31 protein-coding genes and 1 rRNA gene are annotated in these 25,093 nt (G+C 44.5%); 31 read left to right on the top strand and 1 reads right to left on the bottom strand.

The window, feature by feature from the left end; genetic code table 11:
* From rrf to rsmI, 14 genes are all read left to right on the top strand, one after another.
* Nucleotides 1–91 (top strand): 5S ribosomal RNA (gene rrf / locus HWY38_RS00315); the annotation flags it as partial.
* Between the two features lie 173 nt (nucleotides 92–264).
* The gene (locus tag HWY38_RS00310) at nucleotides 265–459 is read left to right on the top strand and encodes a sigma factor G inhibitor Gin (RefSeq protein ID WP_007409914.1); all 195 of its coding nucleotides are present in this window, start codon (nucleotides 265–267) and stop codon (nucleotides 457–459) included.
* Nucleotides 460–607: 148 nt separating this feature from the next.
* Complete coding sequence (locus HWY38_RS00305) at nucleotides 608–1,222, top strand: 5-bromo-4-chloroindolyl phosphate hydrolysis family protein (RefSeq protein ID WP_224181034.1); 615 nt, start codon at nucleotides 608–610, stop codon at nucleotides 1,220–1,222.
* Between the two features lie 15 nt (nucleotides 1,223–1,237).
* Complete coding sequence (locus tag HWY38_RS00300) at nucleotides 1,238–2,356, top strand: toxic anion resistance protein (protein ID WP_043866769.1); 1,119 nt, start codon at nucleotides 1,238–1,240, stop codon at nucleotides 2,354–2,356.
* A 77-nt stretch (nucleotides 2,357–2,433) separates the two neighbouring features.
* Nucleotides 2,434–3,867: an aminotransferase class I/II-fold pyridoxal phosphate-dependent enzyme gene (locus HWY38_RS00295; RefSeq protein WP_004264741.1), complete on the top strand. Its 1,434-nt coding sequence runs from the start codon at nucleotides 2,434–2,436 to the stop codon at nucleotides 3,865–3,867.
* The gene (gene tmk, locus HWY38_RS00290) at nucleotides 3,864–4,502 is read left to right on the top strand and encodes a dTMP kinase (RefSeq protein ID WP_004264737.1); all 639 of its coding nucleotides are present in this window, start codon (nucleotides 3,864–3,866) and stop codon (nucleotides 4,500–4,502) included. Before HWY38_RS00295 ends, tmk begins: the two co-directional genes overlap by 4 nt.
* A gap of 70 nt (nucleotides 4,503–4,572) precedes the next feature.
* Entirely contained in the window at nucleotides 4,573–4,902 is a 330-nt protein-coding gene (gene darA, locus HWY38_RS00285; protein WP_004264734.1) for a cyclic di-AMP receptor DarA, read from the top strand.
* A 12-nt stretch (nucleotides 4,903–4,914) separates the two neighbouring features.
* Nucleotides 4,915–5,355 (top strand): YaaR family protein, encoded by a 441-nt coding sequence (locus HWY38_RS00280; protein ID WP_004264730.1) that lies wholly within the window; start codon nucleotides 4,915–4,917, stop codon nucleotides 5,353–5,355.
* 11 nt (nucleotides 5,356–5,366) lie between these two features.
* The gene (holB, locus tag HWY38_RS00275; RefSeq protein WP_031379324.1) at nucleotides 5,367–6,356 is read left to right on the top strand and encodes a DNA polymerase III subunit delta'; all 990 of its coding nucleotides are present in this window, start codon (nucleotides 5,367–5,369) and stop codon (nucleotides 6,354–6,356) included.
* A gap of 2 nt (nucleotides 6,357–6,358) precedes the next feature.
* The gene (gene ricT / locus HWY38_RS00270; RefSeq protein ID WP_004264723.1) at nucleotides 6,359–7,186 is read left to right on the top strand and encodes a competence/sporulation regulator complex protein RicT; all 828 of its coding nucleotides are present in this window, start codon (nucleotides 6,359–6,361) and stop codon (nucleotides 7,184–7,186) included.
* Nucleotides 7,187–7,200: 14 nt separating this feature from the next.
* Nucleotides 7,201–7,560: a replication initiation-control protein YabA gene (gene yabA / locus HWY38_RS00265; RefSeq protein WP_004264720.1), complete on the top strand. Its 360-nt coding sequence runs from the start codon at nucleotides 7,201–7,203 to the stop codon at nucleotides 7,558–7,560.
* A 60-nt stretch (nucleotides 7,561–7,620) separates the two neighbouring features.
* On the top strand, nucleotides 7,621–8,364 hold the full coding sequence (locus HWY38_RS00260) for a tRNA1(Val) (adenine(37)-N6)-methyltransferase (RefSeq protein ID WP_224181033.1): 744 nt from the start codon (nucleotides 7,621–7,623) through the stop codon (nucleotides 8,362–8,364).
* A complete protein-coding gene (locus HWY38_RS00255; RefSeq protein WP_038456669.1) occupies nucleotides 8,351–8,650 on the top strand; it encodes a GIY-YIG nuclease family protein in 300 nt (99 codons plus the stop codon). Before HWY38_RS00260 ends, HWY38_RS00255 begins: the two co-directional genes overlap by 14 nt.
* The gene (gene rsmI, locus HWY38_RS00250; protein WP_044803038.1) at nucleotides 8,625–9,506 is read left to right on the top strand and encodes a 16S rRNA (cytidine(1402)-2'-O)-methyltransferase; all 882 of its coding nucleotides are present in this window, start codon (nucleotides 8,625–8,627) and stop codon (nucleotides 9,504–9,506) included. The genes HWY38_RS00255 and rsmI overlap by 26 nt, the downstream gene beginning before the upstream one ends.
* 49 nt (nucleotides 9,507–9,555) lie before the next feature.
* Here the strand turns inward: rsmI and abrB are convergent, their stop codons facing one another.
* Nucleotides 9,556–9,846: a transition state genes transcriptional regulator AbrB gene (gene abrB, locus HWY38_RS00245; RefSeq protein ID WP_169510469.1), complete on the bottom strand. Its 291-nt coding sequence runs from the start codon at nucleotides 9,844–9,846 to the stop codon at nucleotides 9,556–9,558.
* A gap of 483 nt (nucleotides 9,847–10,329) precedes the next feature.
* On the opposite strand from abrB, the gene metG reads away from it, so the two are divergent.
* From metG to HWY38_RS00160, 17 genes are all read left to right on the top strand, one after another.
* Complete coding sequence (metG, locus tag HWY38_RS00240) at nucleotides 10,330–12,321, top strand: methionine--tRNA ligase (protein ID WP_224181032.1); 1,992 nt, start codon at nucleotides 10,330–10,332, stop codon at nucleotides 12,319–12,321.
* 76 nt (nucleotides 12,322–12,397) lie between these two features.
* Nucleotides 12,398–13,165 (top strand): TatD family hydrolase, encoded by a 768-nt coding sequence (locus HWY38_RS00235; protein WP_029326250.1) that lies wholly within the window; start codon nucleotides 12,398–12,400, stop codon nucleotides 13,163–13,165.
* A 134-nt stretch (nucleotides 13,166–13,299) separates the two neighbouring features.
* Complete coding sequence (locus HWY38_RS00230) at nucleotides 13,300–14,625, top strand: G5 and 3D domain-containing protein (protein WP_224181031.1); 1,326 nt, start codon at nucleotides 13,300–13,302, stop codon at nucleotides 14,623–14,625.
* Between the two features lie 134 nt (nucleotides 14,626–14,759).
* Nucleotides 14,760–15,323, top strand: a complete 564-nt coding sequence (gene rnmV / locus HWY38_RS00225; protein ID WP_004264696.1) for a ribonuclease M5 — start codon at nucleotides 14,760–14,762, stop codon at nucleotides 15,321–15,323.
* Nucleotides 15,313–16,194 carry a 16S rRNA (adenine(1518)-N(6)/adenine(1519)-N(6))-dimethyltransferase RsmA gene (gene rsmA, locus HWY38_RS00220; protein WP_004264694.1) on the top strand — a complete coding sequence of 294 codons (882 nt, stop codon included), beginning with the start codon at nucleotides 15,313–15,315 and terminating at the stop codon, nucleotides 16,192–16,194. The genes rnmV and rsmA overlap by 11 nt, the downstream gene beginning before the upstream one ends.
* 169 nt (nucleotides 16,195–16,363) lie before the next feature.
* On the top strand, nucleotides 16,364–17,239 hold the full coding sequence (yabG, locus tag HWY38_RS00215) for a sporulation peptidase YabG (RefSeq protein ID WP_004264691.1): 876 nt from the start codon (nucleotides 16,364–16,366) through the stop codon (nucleotides 17,237–17,239).
* A 211-nt stretch (nucleotides 17,240–17,450) separates the two neighbouring features.
* Complete coding sequence (gene veg / locus HWY38_RS00210; protein ID WP_003218330.1) at nucleotides 17,451–17,711, top strand: biofilm formation stimulator Veg; 261 nt, start codon at nucleotides 17,451–17,453, stop codon at nucleotides 17,709–17,711.
* Between the two features lie 162 nt (nucleotides 17,712–17,873).
* A complete protein-coding gene (locus tag HWY38_RS00205) occupies nucleotides 17,874–18,062 on the top strand; it encodes a small, acid-soluble spore protein, alpha/beta type (protein WP_011996172.1) in 189 nt (62 codons plus the stop codon).
* A gap of 143 nt (nucleotides 18,063–18,205) precedes the next feature.
* Complete coding sequence (gene ispE, locus HWY38_RS00200) at nucleotides 18,206–19,075, top strand: 4-(cytidine 5'-diphospho)-2-C-methyl-D-erythritol kinase (RefSeq protein ID WP_007409927.1); 870 nt, start codon at nucleotides 18,206–18,208, stop codon at nucleotides 19,073–19,075.
* A 55-nt stretch (nucleotides 19,076–19,130) separates the two neighbouring features.
* Nucleotides 19,131–19,988 (top strand): pur operon repressor, encoded by an 858-nt coding sequence (gene purR, locus HWY38_RS00195; RefSeq protein WP_004264666.1) that lies wholly within the window; start codon nucleotides 19,131–19,133, stop codon nucleotides 19,986–19,988.
* On the top strand, nucleotides 19,985–20,365 hold the full coding sequence (gene ridA, locus HWY38_RS00190) for a 2-iminobutanoate/2-iminopropanoate deaminase (protein ID WP_004264663.1): 381 nt from the start codon (nucleotides 19,985–19,987) through the stop codon (nucleotides 20,363–20,365). Before purR ends, ridA begins: the two co-directional genes overlap by 4 nt.
* Nucleotides 20,366–20,560: 195 nt before the next feature.
* On the top strand, nucleotides 20,561–20,854 hold the full coding sequence (gene spoVG / locus HWY38_RS00185) for a septation regulator SpoVG (protein WP_004264660.1): 294 nt from the start codon (nucleotides 20,561–20,563) through the stop codon (nucleotides 20,852–20,854).
* 191 nt (nucleotides 20,855–21,045) lie between these two features.
* The gene (gene glmU / locus HWY38_RS00180; protein WP_004264658.1) at nucleotides 21,046–22,416 is read left to right on the top strand and encodes a bifunctional UDP-N-acetylglucosamine diphosphorylase/glucosamine-1-phosphate N-acetyltransferase GlmU; all 1,371 of its coding nucleotides are present in this window, start codon (nucleotides 21,046–21,048) and stop codon (nucleotides 22,414–22,416) included.
* A 21-nt stretch (nucleotides 22,417–22,437) separates the two neighbouring features.
* On the top strand, nucleotides 22,438–23,391 hold the full coding sequence (locus tag HWY38_RS00175; RefSeq protein WP_004264656.1) for a ribose-phosphate diphosphokinase: 954 nt from the start codon (nucleotides 22,438–22,440) through the stop codon (nucleotides 23,389–23,391).
* 84 nt (nucleotides 23,392–23,475) lie between these two features.
* Entirely contained in the window at nucleotides 23,476–24,084 is a 609-nt protein-coding gene (locus HWY38_RS00170; protein WP_224181030.1) for a 50S ribosomal protein L25/general stress protein Ctc, read from the top strand.
* A gap of 84 nt (nucleotides 24,085–24,168) precedes the next feature.
* Entirely contained in the window at nucleotides 24,169–24,735 is a 567-nt protein-coding gene (pth, locus tag HWY38_RS00165; protein ID WP_004264652.1) for an aminoacyl-tRNA hydrolase, read from the top strand.
* Nucleotides 24,736–24,796: 61 nt separating this feature from the next.
* Nucleotides 24,797–25,027, top strand: a complete 231-nt coding sequence (locus HWY38_RS00160; RefSeq protein ID WP_004264650.1) for an anti-sigma-F factor Fin family protein — start codon at nucleotides 24,797–24,799, stop codon at nucleotides 25,025–25,027.
* The last annotated feature ends 66 nt before the right edge of the window (nucleotides 25,028–25,093 follow it).

Raw genomic sequence — 25,093 nt, 5'->3', positions numbered from 1 at the left:
CACCCGTTCCCATGCCGAACACGGAAGTTAAGCTCTTCAGCGCCGATGGTAGTCGGGGGTTTCCCCCTGTGAGAGTAGGACGCCGCCAAGCTATATTATGGTAAAGGCAGCTCATGATGAGTTGCCTTTTTTGTTTTTGAATAAAAACAAAACAAACACCGAAATACGGAAACGCCCATATACTAATTGCAAACTTCAAAAAGGTCCAAATTGTGTATACAATCAACAGCTTAAGGGAAGGCTATTCATACGGAGGTGGGCAAAATGAATGAAACGTCCAGCCATGAAGAGACATGTATTGTGTGTGAAACCAAAAAAAGCAGGGGAATCCATATTTATACGAAATTTATATGTTTAGAGTGTGAGAAGAAAGTAGTTTCCACTCCGACCTCTGATCCAAATTATGAATTTTTCGTTCGTAAACTGAAAAGCCTTCATACACCGACGTTATATTCTTAACCCTGAAAAGGGTCTTTTTTTTGCCTGAAATCAGAGGAGTTTTTACACTTTTTATTAAAGAACTGATACGATAAGAAGAGGAACTTGTTTAGACATGGAATGTAATAGATAATACTGATAAAAGTGAATAAATAGGAGTCGATCAAGTATGAAACCGTTTATTCAATATATGAAATGGACGCTTTGCGGCAGCACAGTTTTTGTATTAGCGGGGATAACCTTCTTTACGATAGGGCATCAGCCTTTTCTGTATTCGCTTTTATACGGGGCAGCCGGCGGAGCCGCAGTCAGTGCGTCCGGCTTGTGGAATGCGAAGCGTCTCTTTTTAAAAAAACACCGGCTGACAAGAAAAGAATATGCTTATATCAAGGAAAATCTCGAGGAAGCAAAGGGTAAAATCATCCGATTACGCAGGGCGCTTTTCCGCTCGAAAAGTATACAAATGCTGAAGCAGAATGCAGAGATACTGCGGATAACCCGACGAATATATCTGCTCACAAAGCAGGAGCCGAAGCGTTTTTATCAGGCAGAGCGTTTCTATTATCAAACGCTTGATTCTGTTGTGGAACTGACGGAAAAGTATGCTTTGCTCTCATCACAGCCGCGAAAAAATAAAGATTTATCAATGTCCTTGAGTGAGACGAGGATGACTCTGGCGGATCTTTCCAGAAGGCTGGAAGAGGATCTTCATGAACTGATGAAGGAGGACATCGACGACCTGCACTTTGAATTAGATATGGCAAAGCATTCACTGAGAAAATAAGAAAGGAAGAAGGAAATGGCCAAAGACCGTTCCGATGACAGCATAGGCGCCCAAAATGACCAGACTCATCTAAAGCTTGCAGATACGCTGCCGGAAGAAAAAAGAGAAGCGGCACTTCAGCTCGCTGAAAAACTGGACCCTGGGAACATGCAAAGCATTGTTCTGTTTGGTTCACAGGCGCAGGCGAATCTTCTGGAATTTTCCCACACGATGATAGAGCACGTGCAAAGAAAAGATGCAGGAGAGATGGGACAAATATTGGCTGATCTGATGCTGAAGCTTGACCAGGTAAACCCCGATGATCTGCAGGTAAAGAACAAAGGGTTTTTCGCCCGGCTGTTTAAAAGGGTATCCGGATCTGTGCAGGAAGTGCTTTCGAAATATCAAAAGACAAGTGTGCAGATTGACCGTATCAGCAGAAGGCTGGAACATTCTAAAAATGTGCTGTTGAGTGACAATAAATGGTTAGATCAGCTGTACGCCCAAAATAAACAATACTTTTCTGATTTAACTATGTATATAGCAGCGGGTGAATTAAAATTAGATGAGCTGAAAACAAAGCTTATTCCCGAAGCGGCAAGAAAAGCCGAATTACGAGAACACAATCAAATGGCCGCGCAGGAAGTGAATGATCTTCGCCAGTTTGCCGACCGTCTGGATAAGAGGGTGCATGATCTGCTGCTGAGCAGGCAGATTACGCTTCAGAGTGCGCCGCAAATCCGTCTGATTCAAAACACGAATCAGGCACTGGCAGAGAAAATTCAGTCCTCCATTGTTACGGCTATTCCTTTATGGAAGAATCAAGTCGCCATCGCGCTGACGCTTATGAGGCAGCGGAGTGCGGCAGATGTGCAGCAGAAGGCGGCGGATACGACAAATCAATTGCTGCTGAAAAACGCCGAACTTCTGAAAACAAGCACAGTCGAGACGGCCAAAGCCAATGAGCGCGGACTTGTTGAGGCAGACACCCTCAAAAAAGTGCAGGAAAGCTTAGTCAGCACACTTGAAGAAATCATGTCTATTCAAGAAGAAGGCAGGATGAAACGCAGGCGTGCCGAGGAGGAGCTTGTTATCATGGAAGGCGATTTAAAAAAGAAGCTGCTTGATATGAGTTCCGGCCGGGATAACGGCTAGATGGCAAAAAGTCTTAGCTTTAAGTTGGCTCGCAGGCACGATATAATAAGAAAGACAGGCAAAGGATTTGTTTAAAAATGGACACACCTTTATATACAGCGCTGATGAAGCATGCGCACCGAAATACGTATTCTTTTCATGTTCCGGGACATCACAATGGAGATGTCTTTTTTGATGAAGCGAAATCTGTATATCAATCTCTTTTATCTATTGATATGACTGAGATCACGGGTCTTGATGACTTACATCACCCGACAGGGGTCATTAAGGAAGCGCAGGATTTGGTGAGCAGATTGTATGGCTCTCAGGAAAGCTTCTTTCTCGTCAACGGAACGACCGCCGGCAATCTGGCGATGATTTTAGCTGTTTGTGAACCGGGTGAACCCATTCTGATCCAGCGTAATTGTCACAAGTCTGTTTTCCATGCGGTGACATTGGCCGGAGCCAAGCCGGTTTATTTGGCGCCGGAAATCGATGAAAACATGCATGTGCCGGCACATGTATCCCTTTCAGTCATCGAAAAAGCGCTGGCGTCATATCCGAACGCGAAAGGACTTGTTTTGACCAATCCGACTTATTACGGACACGCCGCCGATTTGACTGCGGCAGTTAAAAAAGCCCATTCATACGGTGTTCCTGTGCTGGTGGATGAGGCTCATGGAGCTCACTTTGTGTTAGGGCAGCCTTTCCCGCCTTCATCATTGGCTATGGGGGCGGACGCCGTTGTTCAATCGGCTCACAAAACGCTTCCGGCTATGACGATGGGATCTTACTTTCATTTAAACAGCACCCGAATTGACAGAGATCGATTAACTTATTATGTAAGCAGTTTGCAAAGCAGCAGCCCGTCATACCCGATTATGGCATCTTTAGATACGGCGCGTGCTTATGTGCAGGATATTGCTGAAAAAGGGACACTTCCCGTCCATATGGAGCACATTGAGAAAATCAAACGAAGGTTCGCATCAATTTCTTCTATTGAAATAATCGAGCCTTCCGGATATGGGCTGCGGGCGGACCCGTTAAAATTAATACTTCGGTCAAAGCTCGGACATTCCGGCTATTCATTACAACGCATTTTGGAGAGTGAGGGCATTGTTGCCGAGCTGGCTGACGAGTACCAAGTATTGCTCGTACTGTCGATAGGCGGCCGGCGGATGATAGAACAGGCAGCCGTAAGAAACATACAGCAGAAACTGGAGAATACACCGCCCGATAAATTGCCGGATGCCGTGAATTGGACATTTCCGTCCATTTCGACACTTGAATATCCGCAAAATGAGATGCGGAAGTTTACAAAAGAGCCTGCAGATATAAATAAGGCGGCCGGGCGCTTGCATGCGGGGAACATTATTCCTTATCCGCCGGGAATTCCGCTGATCATGGACGGCGAACGGATAACAGAAGAGATCGTACAGAAGCTTTCCCGTTTAATCGGCATGGACGCGCATATTCAAGGCTTGTTAAACGGGGAACAATTACTTGTCTATATAGAAGAGGAGAAATCATGAGCGGTTTATTTATAACATTTGAAGGTCCTGAAGGTGCAGGGAAAACGACTGTGCTTCAGGAACTGAAAGAGATTCTGTCGGCAGAGGGGCTCCCGGTGACAGCGACAAGAGAACCGGGCGGCATCGACATTGCGGAACAGATCAGAGAAGTGATCTTAAATAAAAACAATACACTGATGGATGCAAAAACGGAGGCGCTGCTTTACGCCGCGGCGAGAAGACAGCATTTAACCGAAAAGGTGCAGCCTGCATTGAAAGAAGGGCGCATTGTGCTGTGTGATCGTTTCATCGACAGTTCGCTGGCTTATCAAGGCTATGCGAGAGGGCTCGGCATTGATGAAGTTCTTTCTATCAACCAGTTTGCAATCGGCGATACGATGCCTGATGTCACCATCTATTTTTCTATTGAGCCTGAAGAAGGGTTGAAACGGATTACGTCGAATGATTCAAGAGAAAAGAATCGTCTCGATCTTGAGGCTCTGCACTTTCACACGAAAGTACGGGAAGGATACCAAAAGGTTATGCAGCGTTTTCCGGAAAGATTCCATACAATCGACGCATCGAAAAAGAAGGAACTCGTCATTCAGGACGCACTTCAAGTGATAAATGAAGCATTGAAAAAAATTCAGTTGTGACCTGTTTCTCATAAGTTGCTATAATGAATGTAACGACAATGTTCTTTCCAACCTAAAGGGGGCCTAGAGAATGAAACTAATAGTGGCAGTGGTGCAGGATCAGGACAGCAACAGGCTTTTGAAAGTATTAACCGACCACAACTTCAGGGTGACGAAGCTTGCGACAACAGGCGGATTCCTTAAATCAGGCAATACGACGTTTATGATCGGGGTGGAAGATATCCGTGTCGATAAAGCGCTCAGCCTTATTAAAGAGAATGGCTGTAAACGTGATCAGATGATTGCCCCGGTATCCCCGATGGGCGGGAATGCGGATTCCTACGTTCCATATCCCGTCGAAGTGGAAGTCGGCGGAGCGACGGTCTTTGTCCTCCCGGTCGATGAATTTCATCAATTTTAAGGATTTGACGACGTGAAAATAAATTCTGACTTACGTACATTTATTGAGAAAAAGCAGCAGCCTGCTTATAAAGCGGCAGAGCTTTCCGGAACATTTAAAAGTTCAATGGACAGCCAAAGCAGCAAGCTGAAATTTGATCAGCTGAGCAGGTTCTTAACGGATATAGAAACGTTCGGGAAAAGGCTGACGAAGTCGAGAAACTTCAAAGACTTAGCGAAATTCAAAGGATTGGTAAAACGTTTTGTAAAAGAGGCCGTAGACAGCGGATTATCGCATGAGACGGAGAAAAGCTTTGACCTGTACGGCAGCAGCCGGACTCTGGGGCTTGTGAAAGAAATAGATGAAAAACTGCTTCAGCTGACGGAAGAAATGTTAGATCAGGAAAAACCGGCAATTGATTTGCTGGATCGAATCGGAGAAATAAAAGGTTTATTGATTAACCTTTACACATAGAGAGTGATACAATGGCAATATCATGGAAGGAAATGACCGGGCAGCAGCCCAGAGTAATGCGGCTTTTGCATAACAGTATTGAAAAGAAAAGGCTTTCTCACGCCTATCTGTTTGAAGGCAAAAAAGGTACGGGCAAATTGGATGCCGCACTGCTTCTCGCAAAAAGCTTTTTTTGCCTTGAAGGCGGGACTGAGCCTTGCGGGGAATGCCGGAACTGTAAGCGTATTGAATCCGGAAACCATCCCGACCTGCATGTGGTTCAGCCCGACGGATTATCCATTAAAAAGGCTCAGATCCAATCGCTTCAGGAAGAGTTTTCCAAAACAGGACTGGAATCGCATAAAAAGCTGTACATTATATCCCATGCGGATCAAATGACGACAAATGCGGCAAACAGTCTGCTGAAATTTTTAGAGGAGCCGAGTCAAGACACCATCGCAATTCTTATTACTGAGCAGCTCCACCGAATACTGGATACCATCGTTTCGAGATGTCAGGTTCTTCCGTTCCAGCCGCTTCAGCCGAAAGCCATAGAAGAAAGGCTGATTGAACAGGAAGTGAGCCCTCACATGGCCCGGCTCTTAGCAAATATGACAAATAATATTGCGGAAGCAGTCGAATTAAGTCGAAATGATGAGTTTGCAGAGTCCAGAGCGAAAGTGATAAAATTGTATGAAGTCTTACATCAGCGGAAAGGACATGCCTTTTTCTTCATTCAGGATCAGTGGGTGCCCTTTTTCAAAGAAAAAACCCATCAAGAAATGGGTCTTGATATGCTCTTATTGATATACCGTGATGTATTATCCATCCAAATTGGAAATGAAGATAAACTGATTTATCAAGACTTATTCCAATCAATAAAACAGCATGCGCTGCAATTTACACAACAAAGCGTTACGAACCAAATTCTCGCTGTTTTAGAAGCAAAAAAACGGCTTCATTCCAATGTGAATGTGCAGGGATTAATGGAGCACTTGGTGTTAACGTTGCAGGAGGGATAAGCTTGTACAACGTAATAGGCGTCCGCTTTAAAAAAGCGGGGAAAATTTATTATTTTGATCCGAACGGATTTGATATAGAACAAGACAGCTGCGTCATTGTTGAAACCGTAAGAGGTGTCGAATACGGGCAGGTTGTCATCGCAAATAAACAAGTGGACGAGCATGATGTTGTGCTTCCGCTTCGAAAGGTCATACGCGTTGCTGATGAACGCGATCTTCTCATTGTAGAAGAAAACAAACAGGAGGCCCTGTCCGCTTTTGAAGTCTGTCAGAAAAAAGTGGCTGACCACGGCTTAGATATGAAGCTGGTTGATGTTGAGTTTACGTTTGACCGCAATAAAGTCATTTTTTACTTTACAGCAGACGGACGGGTTGATTTCAGGGAATTGGTCAAAGACTTGGCTTCTATCTTTAAAACGAGAATCGAATTGCGCCAAATCGGGGTGAGGGACGAGGCGAAAATGCTCGGCGGTATCGGGCCCTGCGGGAGAATGCTTTGCTGCTCCACGTTCCTCGGTGATTTTGAACCGGTGTCCATCAAAATGGCGAAGGATCAAAATTTATCGTTGAACCCAACGAAGATTTCCGGTCTGTGCGGCCGTTTGATGTGCTGTTTGAAGTACGAAAATGATGAGTATGAGACGGCAAAAGAACAGCTGCCGGATTTAGGCGAAATGATTACGACGGCAAACGGCCCCGCAAAGGTTGTCGGTCTTAATATTCTGGAACGGGTGCTTCAGGTGGAACTGAAGAATCGTGAAAAAGTGATAGAATATACTTGGGAAGAGCTCTTGGAAGAGGGCGTCGTATCCGCACAAACCACAGATTAACGAGGTGTGGAACCTTGGATAAAAAAGAGTTATTTGATACTGTCATAAACCTGGAGGAACAAATCGGTTCGCTGTACCGTCAGCTGGGTGACTTAAAGCAGCATATCGGCGAAATGATTGAAGAGAATCATCATCTTCAGCTTGAAAATAAGCATTTGCGTAAGCGGCTTGATGACACGACAGAGCAAATTGAGAAATTCAAAGCCGATCAGAAAGAAACAAAAACACAGAAGGCAGAGCAGAGTGATATAGGAGAAGGGTACGACAATCTGGCCCGGCTGTATCAAGAAGGCTTTCATATTTGCAACGTTCATTATGGGAGCGTCCGCAAGGGAGATTGCCTTTTTTGTCTGTCCTTCTTAAATAAAAAATAAGGAAAAGGCTTCCGCTGATGTCGGAAGCCTTTTTCAAAGAGTGCCGAAAGGAATAAGATTATGGTTTCATTACGTGATGATGAAAGATTGGATTACTTATTAGCAGAGGAAATGAAAATAGTACAGAGTCCGACGGTTTTCGCTTTTTCATTAGATGCCGTGCTGCTGTCTAAGTTTGCATACGTTCCGATTCAAAAGGGGAACATCGTTGATTTATGCACGGGGAACGGCATTGTGCCGCTTTTGCTCAGCACAAGGTCAAAAGCCGATATCACCGGGGTTGAAATTCAGGAACGCTTGTATGATATGGCGCTCCGAAGCGTGGAATACAACGGGCTGGGCGGTCAGATCAGTCTCATTCATGATGATCTGAAAAATATGCCGGAAAGACTCGGACATAATAAATATGATGTTGTCACCTGCAATCCGCCTTATTTTAAAACACCGAAAGAGGCGGAGCAGAACCTGAACGAGCATCTCAGAATCGCAAGGCACGAAATTCTTTGCACGCTTGAAGATGTGATTTCCGTCAGCAGCAAACTGCTGAAGCAAGGCGGAAAAGCGGCTCTCGTTCATCGGCCGGGGAGGCTTTTGGAAATCTTTGAATTAATGAAAGCGTACCGAATAGAACCGAAACGGGTTCAGTTTATTTATCCGAAACAAGGTAAAGAAGCGAATACCATTTTGGTTGAAGGAATTAAAGGCGGCCGCCCTGATCTCAAAATTCTTCCCCCGCTGTTTGTATACAATGAACAAAATGAATATACGAAAGAGATCCGCACGATTTTATATGGAGACAAATAGTCATTTCTTTTATGTGCTGCTGTGCAATGACAACAGTCTGTATGCCGGTTATACAAATGATCTGCAAAAACGGCTGAAAACCCACAATGAGGGAAAGGGCGCGAAGTACACAAGAGCGCGGAGGCCGGTTTTGTTATGCCATGCGGAATCATTTGAAACAAAACGGGAAGCGATGCAGGCGGAATACCGTTTTAAACAGCTGACCCGAAAGAAAAAAGAGCAATATATAGAAGAAAAACGACGCAGCAAGGAGGCTGTATATGTTAAGACGCCAGATGAGTTTTAACGGAAAATCTGAAATGGGAACCCTGTACCTTGTTCCTACACCGATCGGCAATTTGGAGGACATGACCTTTCGTGCAGTAGAGACGCTGAAATCGGCCGATGTCATAGCTGCCGAAGATACGAGACAGACAAAAAAGCTGTGCCATGTTTATGATATAGAAACATCTCTCATCAGCTATCATGAACATAATAAAGAAAGCAGCGGCCATAAAATCATTGAATGGCTGAAAAGCGGAAAGAATGTGGCTTTGGTCAGTGATGCCGGCATGCCGACAATTTCCGACCCGGGGGCTGAGATTGTGAGAGATTTCACCCAAATCGGCGGATATGTCGTTCCGCTTCCGGGTGCTAATGCGGCATTAACCGCGCTGACCGCATCAGGCATCACCCCGCAGCCGTTTTTTTTCTACGGATTTTTAAACAGACAGAAAAAAGAAAAGAAGAAAGAACTCGAACTCCTGAAAAAACGGCAGGAAACGATGATATTTTACGAAGCGCCGCACAGATTAAAAGAAACATTAACAGCAATGCATGACGTTTTGGGTAATCGAACCATCGCCGTCACGAGAGAATTAACGAAAAAGTATGAGGAATTCATCAGAGGAACCATCGCCGAGGTGATTGAATGGGCAAATGAAGATCAAATCCGCGGTGAGTTCTGTCTCGTTGTCGAAGGAAATCAAACCGCTGAACCGGATGAAGAGGAAAAGCCTTGGTGGACGGAGCTTTCTGAGAAAGAGCATGTGGAGCATTACATAAACGAAGGAGCATCTTCCAAACAGGCCATAAAACAAACAGCGGTAGATCGGGGCGTTCCGAAACGCGAGATTTATGACGCTTATCACATTCAATCATAAAAAAAACCGTTCTTGTATCGTAACAAGAACGGTTTTTGTATGAAATAGCTTATTTTTGGTTTTGAAGCTGGTTTTGAATTTCAGAGATGATTTGCTCAGCGCCTTCTTTGCTGAGTACCAATTTGCCGCCGGCAAGTTTAAGGTTATCATCAGAAACTTCACCAGTTACTTGGCAAGTCATGTTTGGTTTATATTTTTTAAGGATGATTTTTTCATCATCAACATAAATTTCAAGAGCGTCTTTTTCTGCGATGCCCAGTGTACGGCGAAGTTCGATAGGGATAACTACGCGTCCAAGTTCATCAACTTTACGTACGATACCAGTAGATTTCATTAACAGTCTCCTCCCGAGAGATAATTATTTTGTAGTTTATATTTTTCTTCGTCATTATTCGACAAAATTCCTTACATTCCTAGCATAACAAGGTTTCCAATAATCGTCAATCTTTTTGTTTACTATTGATTGTAAGAATTAGTTCTTATAGTAAGTAAAGCCTTGGAAATCCTGAAATAACAGGCTTTTTGACTGCTTTTTCGAACCTATTATCCTACTGAAAATCCTTTTAAATCAAGACTTTCGAACCAAGATGTTTTATATTAGTAGATTATATACGACAAATTTCGACATGTTAAGACTTTTTTTAATTTCAATAAAAATTTTTAATTTTATTTACTCTTTTACGCGCAGTACGTATATATCCTTGATCTTAAAGGCTAAGATGGTATCATAGATAGAGGACAAATATCAATATTGTATATCAAATAAAACCGCTCTCGTCCTTTGGGCGTGAGCTTTTCGACATTCTGAATGGGAGGTTGCAACATGCCGCAAGACAATAATACTTTTTATATTACAACCCCGATATATTATCCGAGCGGAAAATTACATATCGGCCATGCTTATACTACCGTGGCCGGCGATGCGATGGCGCGTTACAAAAGATTAAAAGGATTTGACGTACGCTACTTAACCGGAACGGATGAGCACGGACAGAAAATCCAGCAGAAAGCGGAGGAAGAGAATATCACGCCTCAAGCTTATGTGGATCGTGCAGTTGCTGAAATCCAAAAACTATGGAAGCAGCTCGACATTTCTCACGATGATTTCATCCGGACGACGGAAAGCCGGCACAAAGAAATTATCGAGAAAGTGTTTCAAAAACTTCTTGACAATGGTGACATTTACCTGGATGAGTATGAGGGCTGGTACAGCATCCCTGATGAAACATTCTATACGGAAACACAGCTGGTGGATGTGGAAAGAAATGAGAAGGGTGAGGTTGTCGGCGGAAAAAGCCCGGACAGCGGCCACCCGGTCGAATTAATCAAAGAGGAGTCATACTTCTTCCGCATGAGCAAATACGCAGACCGCCTGCTGAAGTTTTATGAGGAAAATCCTTCTTTCATCCAGCCTGAATCACGCAAAAATGAAATGATTAACAACTTCATTAAACCGGGGCTTGAAGATTTGGCCGTTTCCAGAACGACGTTCGACTGGGGCGTAAAAGTGCCGGGAAATCCGAAGCATGTCGTGTATGTATGGATTGACGCACTGTTCAACTATATTACAGCGCTCGGTTACGATACGGAAAATGATGAGCTTTACAAAAAGTACTGGCCGGCTGACGTCCACCTTGTCGGTAAAGAGATTGTCCGTTTTCATACCATTTACTGGCCGATTATGCTGATGGCGCTTGATCTCCCGCTGCCTAAGCAAGTATTCGCGCATGGCTGGTTATTGATGAAAGACGGAAAAATGTCGAAATCAAAAGGAAATGTCGTTGATCCGGTAACGTTAATTGAACGCTACGGCTTGGATGAACTTCGCTATTACCTGCTTCGCGAAGTACCGTTCGGTTCAGACGGTGTCTTTACGCCGGAAGGTTTCGTAGAACGGATTAATTATGACTTGGCGAACGACTTAGGAAACCTTCTGAATCGTACAGTCGCAATGATCCAAAAATATTTTGACGGCGAGATTGGTTCATATGAAGGAAATGTGACCGATTTTGATTCAGAGCTTTCTTCTGTAGCCGGTGAAACGGTTAAAGCTTATGAAAAGGCAATGGAAAACATGGAGTTTTCAGTCGCTTTATCAACGCTATGGCAATTAATCAGCCGTACGAACAAATATATTGATGAAACTGCTCCGTGGGTGCTTGCTAAAGATCAGGAAAAACAAAAAGAATTACGTTCTGTCATGTATCATTTAGCTGAATCTTTACGTATCTCAGCCGTATTGCTCCAGCCTTTCTTGACGCAAACACCTGAAAAAATGTTTGCCCAGCTCGGAGTTGAGGATCAGTCTCTAAAAGCTTGGGACAGTATTCAGACATTCGGCCAATTGAAGAACGCGAAAGTGAAAAAAGGGGAACCGCTTTTCCCTCGTCTTGAAGCTGAAGAAGAAGTAGCTTACATCAAGCAAAAAATGCAAGGAACTGCTCCTGCTAAAGAAGAAAAGGCGGAAGAGCCGCAAGAAGCAGAGCGTCTTCCTGAAATTACGTTTGATCAATTTATGGATACAGAACTTCGCGTCGCAGAGGTCTTGTCCGCAGAGCCGGTGAAAAAAGCAGATCGGCTGCTGAAATTACAAATTGATCTGGGCTTTGAACAGCGCCAAGTTGTATCAGGTATCGCAAAGCATTACACGCCGGATCAGCTTGTGGGAATGAAGATCATTTGTGTAACGAATCTAAAACCGGTAAAACTGAGAGGCGAGCTTTCTCAAGGAATGATACTGGCGGGAGAATCAGACGGCGTTCTCAAAGTTGTAGCTGTCGACCAGTCATTACCGAAAGGCACTCGAATTAAATAAATAGATGCAAAAGGTGTTTCACGTGTAACATTCCGTCGAACACCTTTTGTTTTTCAACAAGAAAGGAGTTTTTATGATGCTTTTTGATACACATGCGCATTTAAATGCCGAGCAATTTGACACAGACTTAGAGGAAGTCATTGCGCGTGCAAAGGCTGAAGAAGTTGAACGGATCGTCGTTGTCGGATTCGACAAACCCACTATCACGCGTGCGATGGAGCTGATTGAGGAATATGACTTTATATACGCTGCGATCGGCTGGCATCCGGTAGACGCAATTGACATGACAGAGGAAGATTTATCATGGATTAAGGAACTGTCCTCTCACGAAAAAGTCGTGGCAATCGGAGAGATGGGCCTTGATTACCACTGGGATAAATCACCAAAAGACGTTCAAAAAGAAGTATTCCGGAAACAAATCGCTCTCGCCAAAGAAGTGAACCTTCCAATTATCATTCATAATCGTGATGCAACGGAAGATGTTGTCACGATTTTGAAAGAAGAGGGGGCGGAAGAAGTCGGCGGCATTATGCACTGCTTTACGGGGAGCGCGGAGGTTGCGCGGCAGTGTATGGATATGAATTTCTATATTTCATTCGGCGGACCGGTTACCTTCAAAAATGCGAAGAAACCAAAAGAAGTAGCAAAGGAAATTCCGAATGACCGTTTGCTGATTGAAACGGACTGCCCTTTCCTGACACCGCATCCTTTCCGCGGCAAACGGAATGAGCCGAGCTACGTAAAATATGTTGCTGAACAGCTCGCCGAATTAAAAGGACTGACGTATGAGGAAATTGCCTCAATTACAACCGAAAACGCAAAAAGACTTTTCCGCATGAACTGACAGAATGCGCTGTCATAACGTGTAAAAGCTTGTCCGATTCAGTGGATATGTAAAACGGTTCTACAAGCTTCCTTCTCCTCATAAGATAGGTTGTCGATATGTCTCTCTTCCTTTTTTTGCTTTGTTTTTGCATAATGAGGGATACGCTGAAGGTTTTTCATCTTCGAGATGGGAGGGTTGACAGCATTTTAGATACTCTATATAATCTCTCCGAGGAGAAGGAGGCGTTTTTCATCACACAAAAAATGAAAAAACTGTTTTCCGTAAAGCTTGGTAAAAGCAAGGTTATTCTTATTGCAGCTATTATTCTGCTGGGCGGAACCGGGACTGCATACGGGGCACATGAGCTCTCAAAACAATCAGTTTCTGTTTCCATCAACGGCAAGAAAAAGCAAATACGCACTCATGCAAAAACGGTTGGGGAACTTCTGGAAGATTTACATATAGAGACGAGAAATGAAGACCGGATTACCCCGTCTAAGCAGACAGCATTGGCAGACAACATGAATGTCGTGTATGAAGCTGCAAAGCAGATCCGTGTGACAAGAGGCGGAGAAGAAAAGACTTTATGGTCAACGGCAAAAACAGTCGGCGCATTTCTGAACGAACAGCATACACCTGTGAATCAGCACGATAAAATAGATCCAGCAGCAGATACGAAAGTGACAAACGGCATGAAAGTCACGGTCGACCCGGCTTTTCAGGTTACTGTAAATGATGCGGGAAAGAAAAAGAAAATATGGACGACTTCGACTACGGTCGCTGACTTTTTAACGCAGCATAAGATGGACATGAAAGACGAAGATAAAGTAAAACCGGCATTACACGAAAAGCTCACAAAAAAACAGGCCGGTATACAAATCACTCGTATCGAAAAAGTCACCGATGTAGTTGAGGAAAAAATAGCGTATCAAGTGAAAGAGAAAGAAGATGCGTCTCTCGACAGCGGGAAAGAAAAGATCGTTCAAAAAGGAAAAGAAGGCAAACTTAAAAAGCATTTTCATGTTGTCAAAGAAAATGGAAAAGAAGTATCAAGAAAGCTTGTCAAAGAAGAAACATCTGAAAAAAGCAAAGATCAGATCATTGCGGTCGGCACAAAGCGGCACAGTCCCAAGATTGAGCAGCTCAGTGCACCTGTGAAGGCATCTTCGGGCGAAACCGGATCTTCCGGTAAAGTGATTACCGTGTCTTCCACGGCTTATACCGCAAGCTGCAGCGGCTGTTCCGGCCAAACGGCTACAGGCGTTAACCTGACAAGCAATCCGAATGCCAAAGTCATTGCGGTAGACCCAAGCGTCATCCCGCTCGGCACAAGAGTCCACGTAGACGGATACGGGGATGCCGTGGCCGCTGATACAGGCTCAGCCATTAAAGGAAGACGGATTGATGTCTTTTTCCCTGAAAAATCTTCAGCTTACCGCTGGGGAAAGAAACAGGTCAAAATAAAAATCTTAAATTAATTCCGATTCATTCAGAGGGTTTTGCGCCCTCTGTTTTTTTCGTTATAATAGGTAAAGTGTATTTTCAGTATATTAGACGTGACATGCAAGCAAAGGTTTCGTTTTGGATATAAAAAGTTTTTTTGGAGGAAGTAATGAAAATTAAAGAAATTATAGTAGTCGAGGGACGCGATGACACTGCGCGCATAAAACTTGCCGTTGATGCGGATACGATCGAGACAAACGGTTCCGCAATCGGAGACGAAGTCATCAGGCAGATTCGGCTGGCGCAGGAAACGAGAGGGGTCATCGTGCTGACGGACCCGGATTTTCCGGGGGAGAAGATCCGGAAAACCATTTCTGAAGCAGTACCCGGCTGTAAACACGCATTTCTGCCCAAACATCTTGCCAAACCGAAAAACAAGCGCGGCATTGGCGTTGAGCACGCATCCATTGAAAGCATCAGAGCATGTCTGGAAAATGTGCATGAAGAGATGGAGGCAAAGCCGAGTGAAATTTCAGCTGAAGATGTCATACAGGCCGGTCTGATCGGCGGACCGGCTGCCAAAAGACGGCGCGAACGATTGGGCGACCTGCTGAAGATCGGCTATACAAACGGCAAGCAGCTTCAAAAACGGCTGCAAATGTTTCAAATCAAAAGAAGTGATTTTATTGATGCGCTCGATGCTATGAGGCAGGAGGAACAGGATGAACAATAAAGATATCGCGACACCTATCAGAACGAAGGAAATTCTGAAAAAGTACGGTTTCTCTTTTAAAAAGAGTCTGGGACAGAATTTCTTAATTGATACAAATATATTGGACAGAATTGTGGACCATGCGGAAATTACGGATCGGACCGGAGTCATTGAAATCGGACCCGGAATCGGCGCGCTGACAGAGCAGCTTGCCAAACGGGCGAAAAAGGTCGTCGCGTTTGAAATTGATCAGCGTCTGCTGCCCATTCTCAATGATACGCTGTCTCCGTATGACAATGTAACGATTATTCATCAAGATGTGCTGAAAGCAGACGTCAAATCCGTCATTGAAGAGCAGTTTCAGGATTGTGATGAAATTATGGTGACGGCGAATCTCCCATATTATGTGACGACGCCGATCATCATGAAGCTTTTGGAAGAACATCTTCCGTTAAAAGGAATTGTCGTAATGCTGCAAAAAGAGGTCGCTGAGCGGATGGCCGCTGATCCTTCCTCTAAGGAGTACGGATCGCTTTCCATTGCGGTTCAGTTCTATACGGAGGCCAAAACCGTCATGACCGTACCGAAAACGGTGTTTGTGCCTCAGCCTAATGTCGATTCCGCCGTCATCCGTCTCTTGCTTCGTGACGGCCCGGCGGTTGACGTCGATAATGAACCGTTTTTCTTCCAGCTGATTAAAGCAAGCTTCGCACAGCGCCGGAAAACCTTGCTGAACAACCTTGTGAACAATCTTCCGGGCGGAAAAGAGAAAAAAGCTCAAATTGAAGAAGTTCTTCAAGAAACGAATATTGATGGAAAGCGGCGCGGTGAATCCCTGTCCATAGAAGAATTTGCGCTCTTGTCCAACGGATTGCATAAAGCCCTTTTCTAAGAGGGCTTTTTGTTTTGCGTCACCACTTGGACTGCCGCTACATAGGCTAGAGGAGAACCTTATTCATTCAACTGCAAGAAAAGCTTGAAACATCAAGCGCCGCAGCGGAAAGAGGTTTTGCCAAGACTTCTTTCATGATGAGGCTTAGTCTATTTGTGGAGTGGGTAACGTGCAATTTCAAATAGGAGATATGGTAGCCAGGAAATCCTATCAAATGGATGTTTTATTTCGCATTATCGGTATAGAGCAAACAAGCAACGGAAATTCAATTGCCATCCTGCATGGTGACGAAGTCAGATTGATTGCGGATGCTGATTTTTCTGATTTGGAGCCTGTCAGAAAAGACGAACAGGCCATGAGAAAGAAAAGAGATGAAAGCAGGATGAATGAATCTCTCGAGCTGCTCCGCCAGGATTATAAGCTGCTTCGGGAAAAACAGGAGTATTACGCGACAAATCAATATCAGCATCAGGAGCACTACTTTCATATGCCCGGAAAGGTATTGCATCTGGACGGCGATGAGGCCTATTTGAAAAAGTGCCTGAACTTTTATGAAAAAATCGGTGTGCCGGTATACGGAATTCATTGCCATGAGAAAAAAATGCCGGCGTCAATTGACGAGCTGCTTGATAAATACAGGCCGGATATTTTAGTCATCACCGGCCATGATGCATATTCCAAGCATAAGGGAGGCGTGAACGATTTAAGCGCCTACAGGCATTCCAAACACTTTGTCGAAACCGTTCAGAGAGCGAGGCGTAAAGTCCCTCATTTGGATCAGCTGGTCATATTCGCGGGGGCGTGCCAATCTCATTTTGAGTCTTTAATCAGAGCGGGCGCGAATTTCGCAAGTTCGCCGTCACGCGTCAATATTCATGCGCTTGACCCGGTATATATTGTCGCGAAAATCAGCTTCACTCCGTTTATGGAGCGGATCAATGTATGGGATGTTCTGAGAAATACGCTGACGAGAGAGAAAGGGCTGGGAGGAATTGAAACGAAGGGTGTGCTGCGTGTCGGTATGCCGTATAAATCAAATGGATGAGTGATAAAACCCGCATATATTTCGCTATGCGGGTTAATTATTTTACATATTGATACATAAATTTCCGGAACTTGTGAAAAATAACGCAGAAATCAATAGAATTTTGTCAAAATAATTTTGTTGACAATGACTTATTAACGTTGATATAATTTAAATTTTATTTGACAAAATTGGGCTCTTGTTGTACAATAAATGTAGTGAGGTGGATGCAATGGCGAAGACGTTGTCCGATATAAAAAGATCGCTTGATGGGAATTTAGGTAAACGGCTTACGTTAAAAGCAAACGGCGGCCGCCGAAAAACGATTGAGCGTTCGGGCATTTTAGCTGAGACGTACCCTTCTGTTTTTGTGATACAACTAGATCAAGACGAGAATTCGTTTGAAAGAGTTTCATACAGTTATGCTGATATTCTGACTGAGACTGTTGAATTGACATTCAATGACGATGCGGCAAGCTCAGTAGCATTTTAATGGGCAGTGAACCTTTTGTTTACTGCTTTTTGTTTTGCCTTCTAAAGCTCTTCTAATTATTCCCTCGAAAGTTTCAGCCGATTAAACGGAAGCTATAGGTGTCACATGTTTTATCGTGGCGTGCACGAATGGTGATCAATTCTATAAAAGGGGTTGTTTCGTTTGGGCAGACGTCGTGGAGTTATGTCAGATGAGTTCAAATATGAGCTGGCGAAGGACCTTGGTTTTTACGATACGGTGAAAAACGAGGGCTGGGGAGGCATTCGGGCGCGTGACGCCGGGAATATGGTAAAGCGCGCGATCGAGATTGCCGAACAGCAGATGGCGGCTCAGAACCAAAATAACCGATAATGCAGTGGCCCGGGGGACAATCCGTTCCCCGGTTTTTTCTATCGGCTGTCAAAACCGGCGTCAATTTCGGATAAGTACCTCCGGGTCTCCAAATGTGATACAATGTTCATACTTATGTTTAGATGGAGAAGTAGGTGAAAGCTATGCGTATTTTAGAAAAAGCGCCGGCCAAAATCAATCTGTCCCTCGATGTGACGAGTAAACGCCCGGATGGTTATCACGAAGTGGAGATGATCATGACGACAATTGATTTGGCAGATCGGATTGAACTGACAGAACTGCCCGAAAACGTTATCAGAGTGGCGTCGCATAATCGCTTTGTTCCGGATGATCAAAGGAATCTGGCTTATCAGGCAGCCAAACTGCTTAAAGAACGGTTTCAAGTTAAAAAAGGCGTTTCGATTATGATTACAAAGGTGATCCCTGTAGCGGCAGGGCTTGCCGGCGGAAGCAGCGATGCGGCAGCTACGCTCAGAGGGCTGAACAGGCTTTGGGATTTAAAGCTTTCTGTCGAAGAGCTTGCAGAGCTTGGAGCTGAAATCGGTTCAGACGTGTCCTTCTGTGTATACGGAGGCACTGCCCTGGCAACCGGACGCGGTGAGAAGATCAGGCACATCAGTGCTCCGCCTCATTGCTGGGTCGTGCTCGCCAAACCGACGATCGGGGTATCGACTGCCGAAGTGTACCGCCGGCTGAACTTACAGCAGGTTCGGCATCCTGATGTGCAGGCGATGATTGACGCGATTGAAGAAAAAAGCTTCCAAAAGGTATGCGGACAATTAGGAAACGTATTGGAGTCGGTTACGCTCAGCCTCCATCCCGAGGTGGCGATGATTAAAAATCAAATGAAACGCTTCGGCGCTGATGCGGTGTTAATGAGCGGAAGCGGACCGACTGTATTCGGTTTGGTTCAATACGAGTCGAAGGTGCAGCGGATTTATAACGGGTTAAGAGGTTTCTGTGATCAAGTGTACGCGGTGCGGATGATCGGCGAACAGAATGCTCTTGATTAAATCCGTATGTTAAGTTATATTATTTTTAAATTATTCGGATTTTGGGGGTAAGTTCATGAAGTTTCGTCGCAGCGGCAGATTGGTGGACTTAACAAATTATTTGTTAACCCATCCGCATGAATTAATACCGTTAACATTTTTCTCAGAACGGTATCAATCAGCAAAGTCATCAATCAGTGAAGATTTAACGATTATTAAACAGACCTTTGAACAGCAAGGCATTGGGACGCTGCTTACAGTGCCGGGAGCTGCCGGAGGCGTCAAATACATTCCGAAAGTGAAACAGGCTGAAGCAGAAGCGTTTATACAGGAGCTGGGACAGTCTTTAGTAAATCCTGAGCGTATCCTTCCGGGCGGTTATGTATATTTAACGGATATCTTAGGAAAACCCTCTGTCCTCTCTCATGTAGGCAGGCTTTTTGCTTCCGTTTTTGCGGAGCGGGAGATTGATGTGGTGATGACCGTTGCGACAAAAGGAATCCCTCTTGCTTACGCAGCGGCCAGTTATCTGAACGTTCCGGTTGTCATCGTGCGAAAGGACAATAAAGTGACGGAAGGTTCCACGGTGAGCATCAATTATGTATCAGGGTCATCTAACCGCATTCAAACGATGTCGCTTGCGAAAAGAAGTTTGGCTACGGGTTCGAACGTTTTGATTATTGACGACTTTATGAAAGCCGGCGGCACCATTAACGGCATGATCAGTTTGCTTGATGAGTTTAATGCAAACGTTGCGGGAATAGGTGTCTTGGTTGAAGCCGAGGGAGTGAATGAACGGCTTGTCGATGAATACATGTCACTGCTCACGCTTTCAACCATCAATATGAAAGACAAAACGATTGAGATTCAAAACGGCAATTTTCTGCGATTTTTTAAAGAACAGCATTTAAAGAATGGGGAGACAGAAAAATGACAAAAGCAATCCATACAAAACACGCGCCGGCAGCGATCGGGCCATATTCACAGGGAATCATTGTAAACAACATGTTTTACAGCTCAGGCCAGATTCCTCTTACTGCTGAAGGAGAAATGGTAAACGGTGATATCACAGAACAAACGCATCAGGTGTTCAGCAATTTAAAAGCTGTGCTGAAAGAAGCGGGCGCTTCTCTCGAGACGGTTGTAAAAGCAACGGTGTTTATTGCTGATATGGAGCAGTTTGCGGAAGTGAATGAAGTGTACGGACAATACTTTGATGTACATAAGCCGGCAAGGTCTTGTGTGGAAGTGGCGAGACTGCCGAAAGACGCTCTCGTGGAAATTGAAGTCATTGCGCTGGTGAAATCTTAAATCTCAGAAAAGTGGTTCCGGTCTCCGGGATCACTTTTTTTATGCAGTATATGATCCCCAAATATGGTTTATCACCTAATTGTGTATGTATATCCTATATTTTCAAAAAAACTTTTTGAAACGTGCAGGAATTTAAAAAGAATCGTGGAATTGTTAGACTAATGCTTTTATATAGGGAAAAGGTGGTGAACTACTGTGGAAGTTACTGACGTAAGATTACGCCGCGTGAATACCGATGGTCGCATGAGAGCGATTGCATCCATCACGCTGGATCACGAATTTGTCGTACATGATATTCGTGTGATTGATGGAAACAATGGTCTTTTCGTTGCGATGCCGAGTAAACGCACCCCTGATGGAGAATTCCGCGATATTGCTCATCCTATTAATTCCAGCACGCGGGGCAAGATCCAGGATGCTGTTTTAAATGAGTATCATCGTTTGGGTGATTCTGAAGCATTAGAATATGAAGAAGCCGGGGCTTCTTAAACATAACAAAATGTAAGGACTGCTGATAAAGGCTGACACAAGGCCTTTTCCGGCAGTCCTTTTTTAAATCTGATTTTTCAGTAATAAAGCGATTACATAGAAAATTCTTGCACTTTTTGATGTCTTCTTGAAATCAACAGCTATTTAGGATATATTTTTCTATGGATAAAAGGGATATTGGAGGCCATTAAATGGATAAGCGGTTTGCAGTGATTTTAGCTGCCGGAAAAGGAACGAGAATGAAATCGAAGCTTTACAAGGTCCTTCATCCGGTATGCGGAAAGCCTATGGTAGAGCACGTCGCAGACGAAGCTCTGAAATTATCTTTAGCGAAGCTTGTCACCATCGTAGGACACGGCGCCGAAGATGTGAAGAAGCAGCTCGGACAGAAAAGCGATTACGCTCTCCAAGCAGAACAGCTCGGTACGGCTCATGCGGTCAAACAGGCAAAACCATTTCTTCACGGAGAAAAGGGTGTCACGATCGTTATTTGCGGCGATACACCGCTTCTGACGGCGGAGACGATGGAAGCCATGCTGAATGAACATACAGACAAAGGTGCAAAAGCCACGGTGTTAACGGCCGTTGCCGACGATCCCGCCGGATACGGAAGAATCATCCGCAGTGAAGACGGCGCCGTTCAAAAAATCGTGGAGCACAAGGATGCTTCGGAGCAAGAACGTCTTGTGAAAGAAATTAACACGGGAACGTACTGTTTTGATAACGAGGCTCTTTTTCGTGTCATCGAACAGGTTTCGAATGAAAATGCCCAAGGCGAGTATTATCTGCCGGATGTGATCGAAATCCTCAAAGACGAAGGCGAAACTGTTGCCGCTTACCAGACTGGTAACTTCCAAGAGACGCTCGGAGTGAATGATAGAGTCGCTCTTTCTCAGGCTGAAATGTATATGAAAGAGCGTATTAACAAACGGCATATGCAGAACGGAGTCACTTTAATCGATCCGATGAATACGTACATCTCACCTGACGCACGTATCGGACAAGATACAGTTATTTATCCCGGAACTGTGTTAAAGGGACAAGCTGAAATCGGCGATGAATGTGTCATCGGCCCTCACACTGAGATAGAGGACAGCTCAATCGGCAGCCGCACTGTGATTAAACAATCCGTTGTCAATCGCAGTAAAGTTGGGAATGATGTAAATATCGGTCCTTTTGCTCACATCAGACCCGATTCCGCAATCGGCAATGAAGTGAAGATCGGAAACTTTGTTGAAATCAAGAAAACACAATTCGGCGACCGAAGCAAAGCATCTCATTTAAGCTATATCGGTGATGCCGAAGTGGGCACGGATGTGAATCTGGGCTGCGGCTCCATCACGGTCAATTATGATGGGAAGAAAAAGTATTTAACCAAAATTGAAGACGGCGCCTTTATTGGCTGCAACTCCAATCTGGTCGCTCCTGTTACAGTAGGAGAAGGCGCGTACGTCGCTGCGGGTTCAACCGTAACTGAAGATGTGCCGGGCGAAGCGCTTGCCATTGCCAGAGCAAGACAAGTAAATAAAGAAGATTATGTGAAAAATATTCATAAAAAATAATCCTAAAATCGGAGGTTTACCATGTCTAACGAATACGGAGATAAGAATTTAAAGATTTTTTCTTTGAATTCAAATCCAGAACTTGCAAAAGAAATCGCGGATAATGTAGGGGTTCAATTAGGAAAGTGCTCTGTTACAAGATTCAGTGACGGAGAGGTCCAGATCAACATAGAAGAAAGTATTCGCGGCTGTGATTGCTATATCATTCAGTCTACAAGTGCGCCGGTTAATGAGCACATTATGGAATTGCTGATTATGGTTGACGCTTTAAAGCGCGCTTCCGCGAAAACAATCAACATTGTCATTCCGTACTACGGTTATGCGCGCCAGGACAGAAAAGCAAGATCACGTGAACCGATTACGGCAAAACTTTTTGCAAACCTGCTTGAAACAGCGGGTGCGACACGCGTGATCGCGCTTGATTTACACGCGCCGCAAATTCAAGGTTTCTTTGATATTCCGATTGACCACTTAATGGGTGTTCCGATTTTAGGCCATTACTTTGAAGGTAAAGACTTGAAAGATATCGTCATTGTTTCTCCTGACCACGGCGGTGTGACGCGCGCCCGCAAACTTGCGGACCGTCTGAAAGCGCCGATCGCGATTATCGACAAACGCCGTCCTAGACCGAATGAGGTAGAAGTGATGAACATCGTCGGTAACGTGGAAGGAAAAACAGCGATTCTGATCGATGATATTATTGATACGGCCGGCACAATCACACTTGCCGCTAACGCGCTGGTTGAAAACGGAGCTGCAGAAGTGTATGCATGCTGTACGCACCCTGTACTGTCAGGCCCTGCCGTTGAGCGGATCAATAACTCTAAAATCAAGGAGCTTGTTGTAACGAACAGCATTAAGCTTCCTGATGAGAAAAAAATCGACCGCTTTAAGCAGCTTTCTGTCGGACCGCTTCTGGCTGAAGCGATTATCCGCGTTCACGAGAAACAATCTGTCAGCTATTTATTCAGCTAAACCGAAACTTTAAGGTTTAAATCCCAGTTATTGTGGGTATTGTTCTAATAGGACGATAAAACGATAATTAGGATGGTGCTGAATATGGCAACTTTAAAAGCAAATGAAAGAACAGATTTTAAACGTTCGACGCTTCGGAAAATCCGTCATTCAGGACATGTTCCAGGGATTATATACGGTAAAGAAACAACGAATACGCCTGTCTCTTTAGACAGTGTCGAATTGCTTAAAACATTGCGGGACGAAGGAAAAAATACGATTATCACAATTGATGTCAACGGAAATCAGCAATCAGTTATGGTGACGGATCTTCAGACAGACCCGCTCAAAAACGAATTGACGCACGCCGATTTTCAAGTCGTGAATATGAGTGAGGAGCTGGAGGCCGAGGTGCCGATTCAGCTGACGGGAGAGGCGAAGGGAGTCAAAGACGGAGGCGTCATCCAGCAGCCGCTGCATGAGCTTTCGATCAAGGCTAAGCCGAAGGACATCCCTCAGACAATCAATGTTGATATTTCAGGACTTGAGATGAATGATGTGCTGACCATCGCAGATCTGACTGCTGAGGGCAATTATACATTTACAAACGATCCGGAAGAAGTCGTGGCTTCCATCCTTCCTCCTAAGCAGGAAGCATTCGAAGAAGATGCAGAACCGTCTCCTGGGGAAGAGCCCGAAGGAGAAAATCAATAAGCGCTTTAAGACGTAACCCGCCCGAGGTTACGTCTTTTGTGCTAGAATGAGAAGAATTACAGCGATGTTGAGGGAGGATTTACGATGCTTGTGATTGCCGGTCTCGGTAACCCCGGGAAAACCTACGAGAACACGAGACATAATGTCGGCTTTATGGCCATTGACGAGCTTTCTAAAGAATGGAATATTGAACTGAATAAAACGAAATTCAACGGACTTTACGGAATGGGGTTTGTTTCCGGAAAAAAAGTTCTACTTGTTAAACCGCTTACATATATGAATTTATCAGGGGAATGTTTGCGGCCGCTACTGGATTATTATGATGCCGATCATGAAGATCTGAAAGTCATATACGATGACCTTGATCTTCCGACGGGAAAAATCAGACTTCGGACGAAGGGGAGCGCAGGCGGACATAACGGAATTAAATCGCTTATACAGCACCTCGGAACCCCTGAATTTGACCGGGTCAGAATCGGAATCGGCCGCCCCGTCAACGGAATGAAAGTCGTTGACTATGTACTGGGAGCTTTTACGAAGGAAGAAGCGCCGCATATCAATGATGCCGTCTCAAAAACCGTAAAAGCCTGCGAAGCTTCCTTAACGAAACCATTTTTAGAAGTCATGAACGAATTTAATGCAAATGTATAAGATAAATAATGGGAGACCATACTAGGGAAAAATGATTTTTTCACATCAGGAGGTCCAACGTATGGCTTTGCATTATTTCTGCCGCCACTGCGGCTTTAAGGTAGGGAGCCTGGAATATTCGACGGTGCCGACACAGTCACTTGGATTTCAGCACTTAACAAATGAGGAAAGAAACGATATGATTTCATATAAAGACAATGGAGATGTCCATGTTCTTACAATTTGTGAAGACTGCCAAGAGGCGCTGGAGCGCAATCCGCACTACCATGAACACAACACATTTATTCAATAAGAAGCTTTGGTGTAGATTCTAGACCAAAGCGTTTTTCTGTTCTTGCAGAAAATAGAGAGGAGGGCC

Source organism: Bacillus sp. KS1, from assembly GCF_020075515.1.
GTDB classification, from domain to species: domain Bacteria; phylum Bacillota; class Bacilli; order Bacillales; family Bacillaceae; genus Bacillus; species Bacillus velezensis.
Note: the sequence above shows the minus strand (reverse complement) of the source record. Positions and strands in the feature narration are given on the sequence as shown.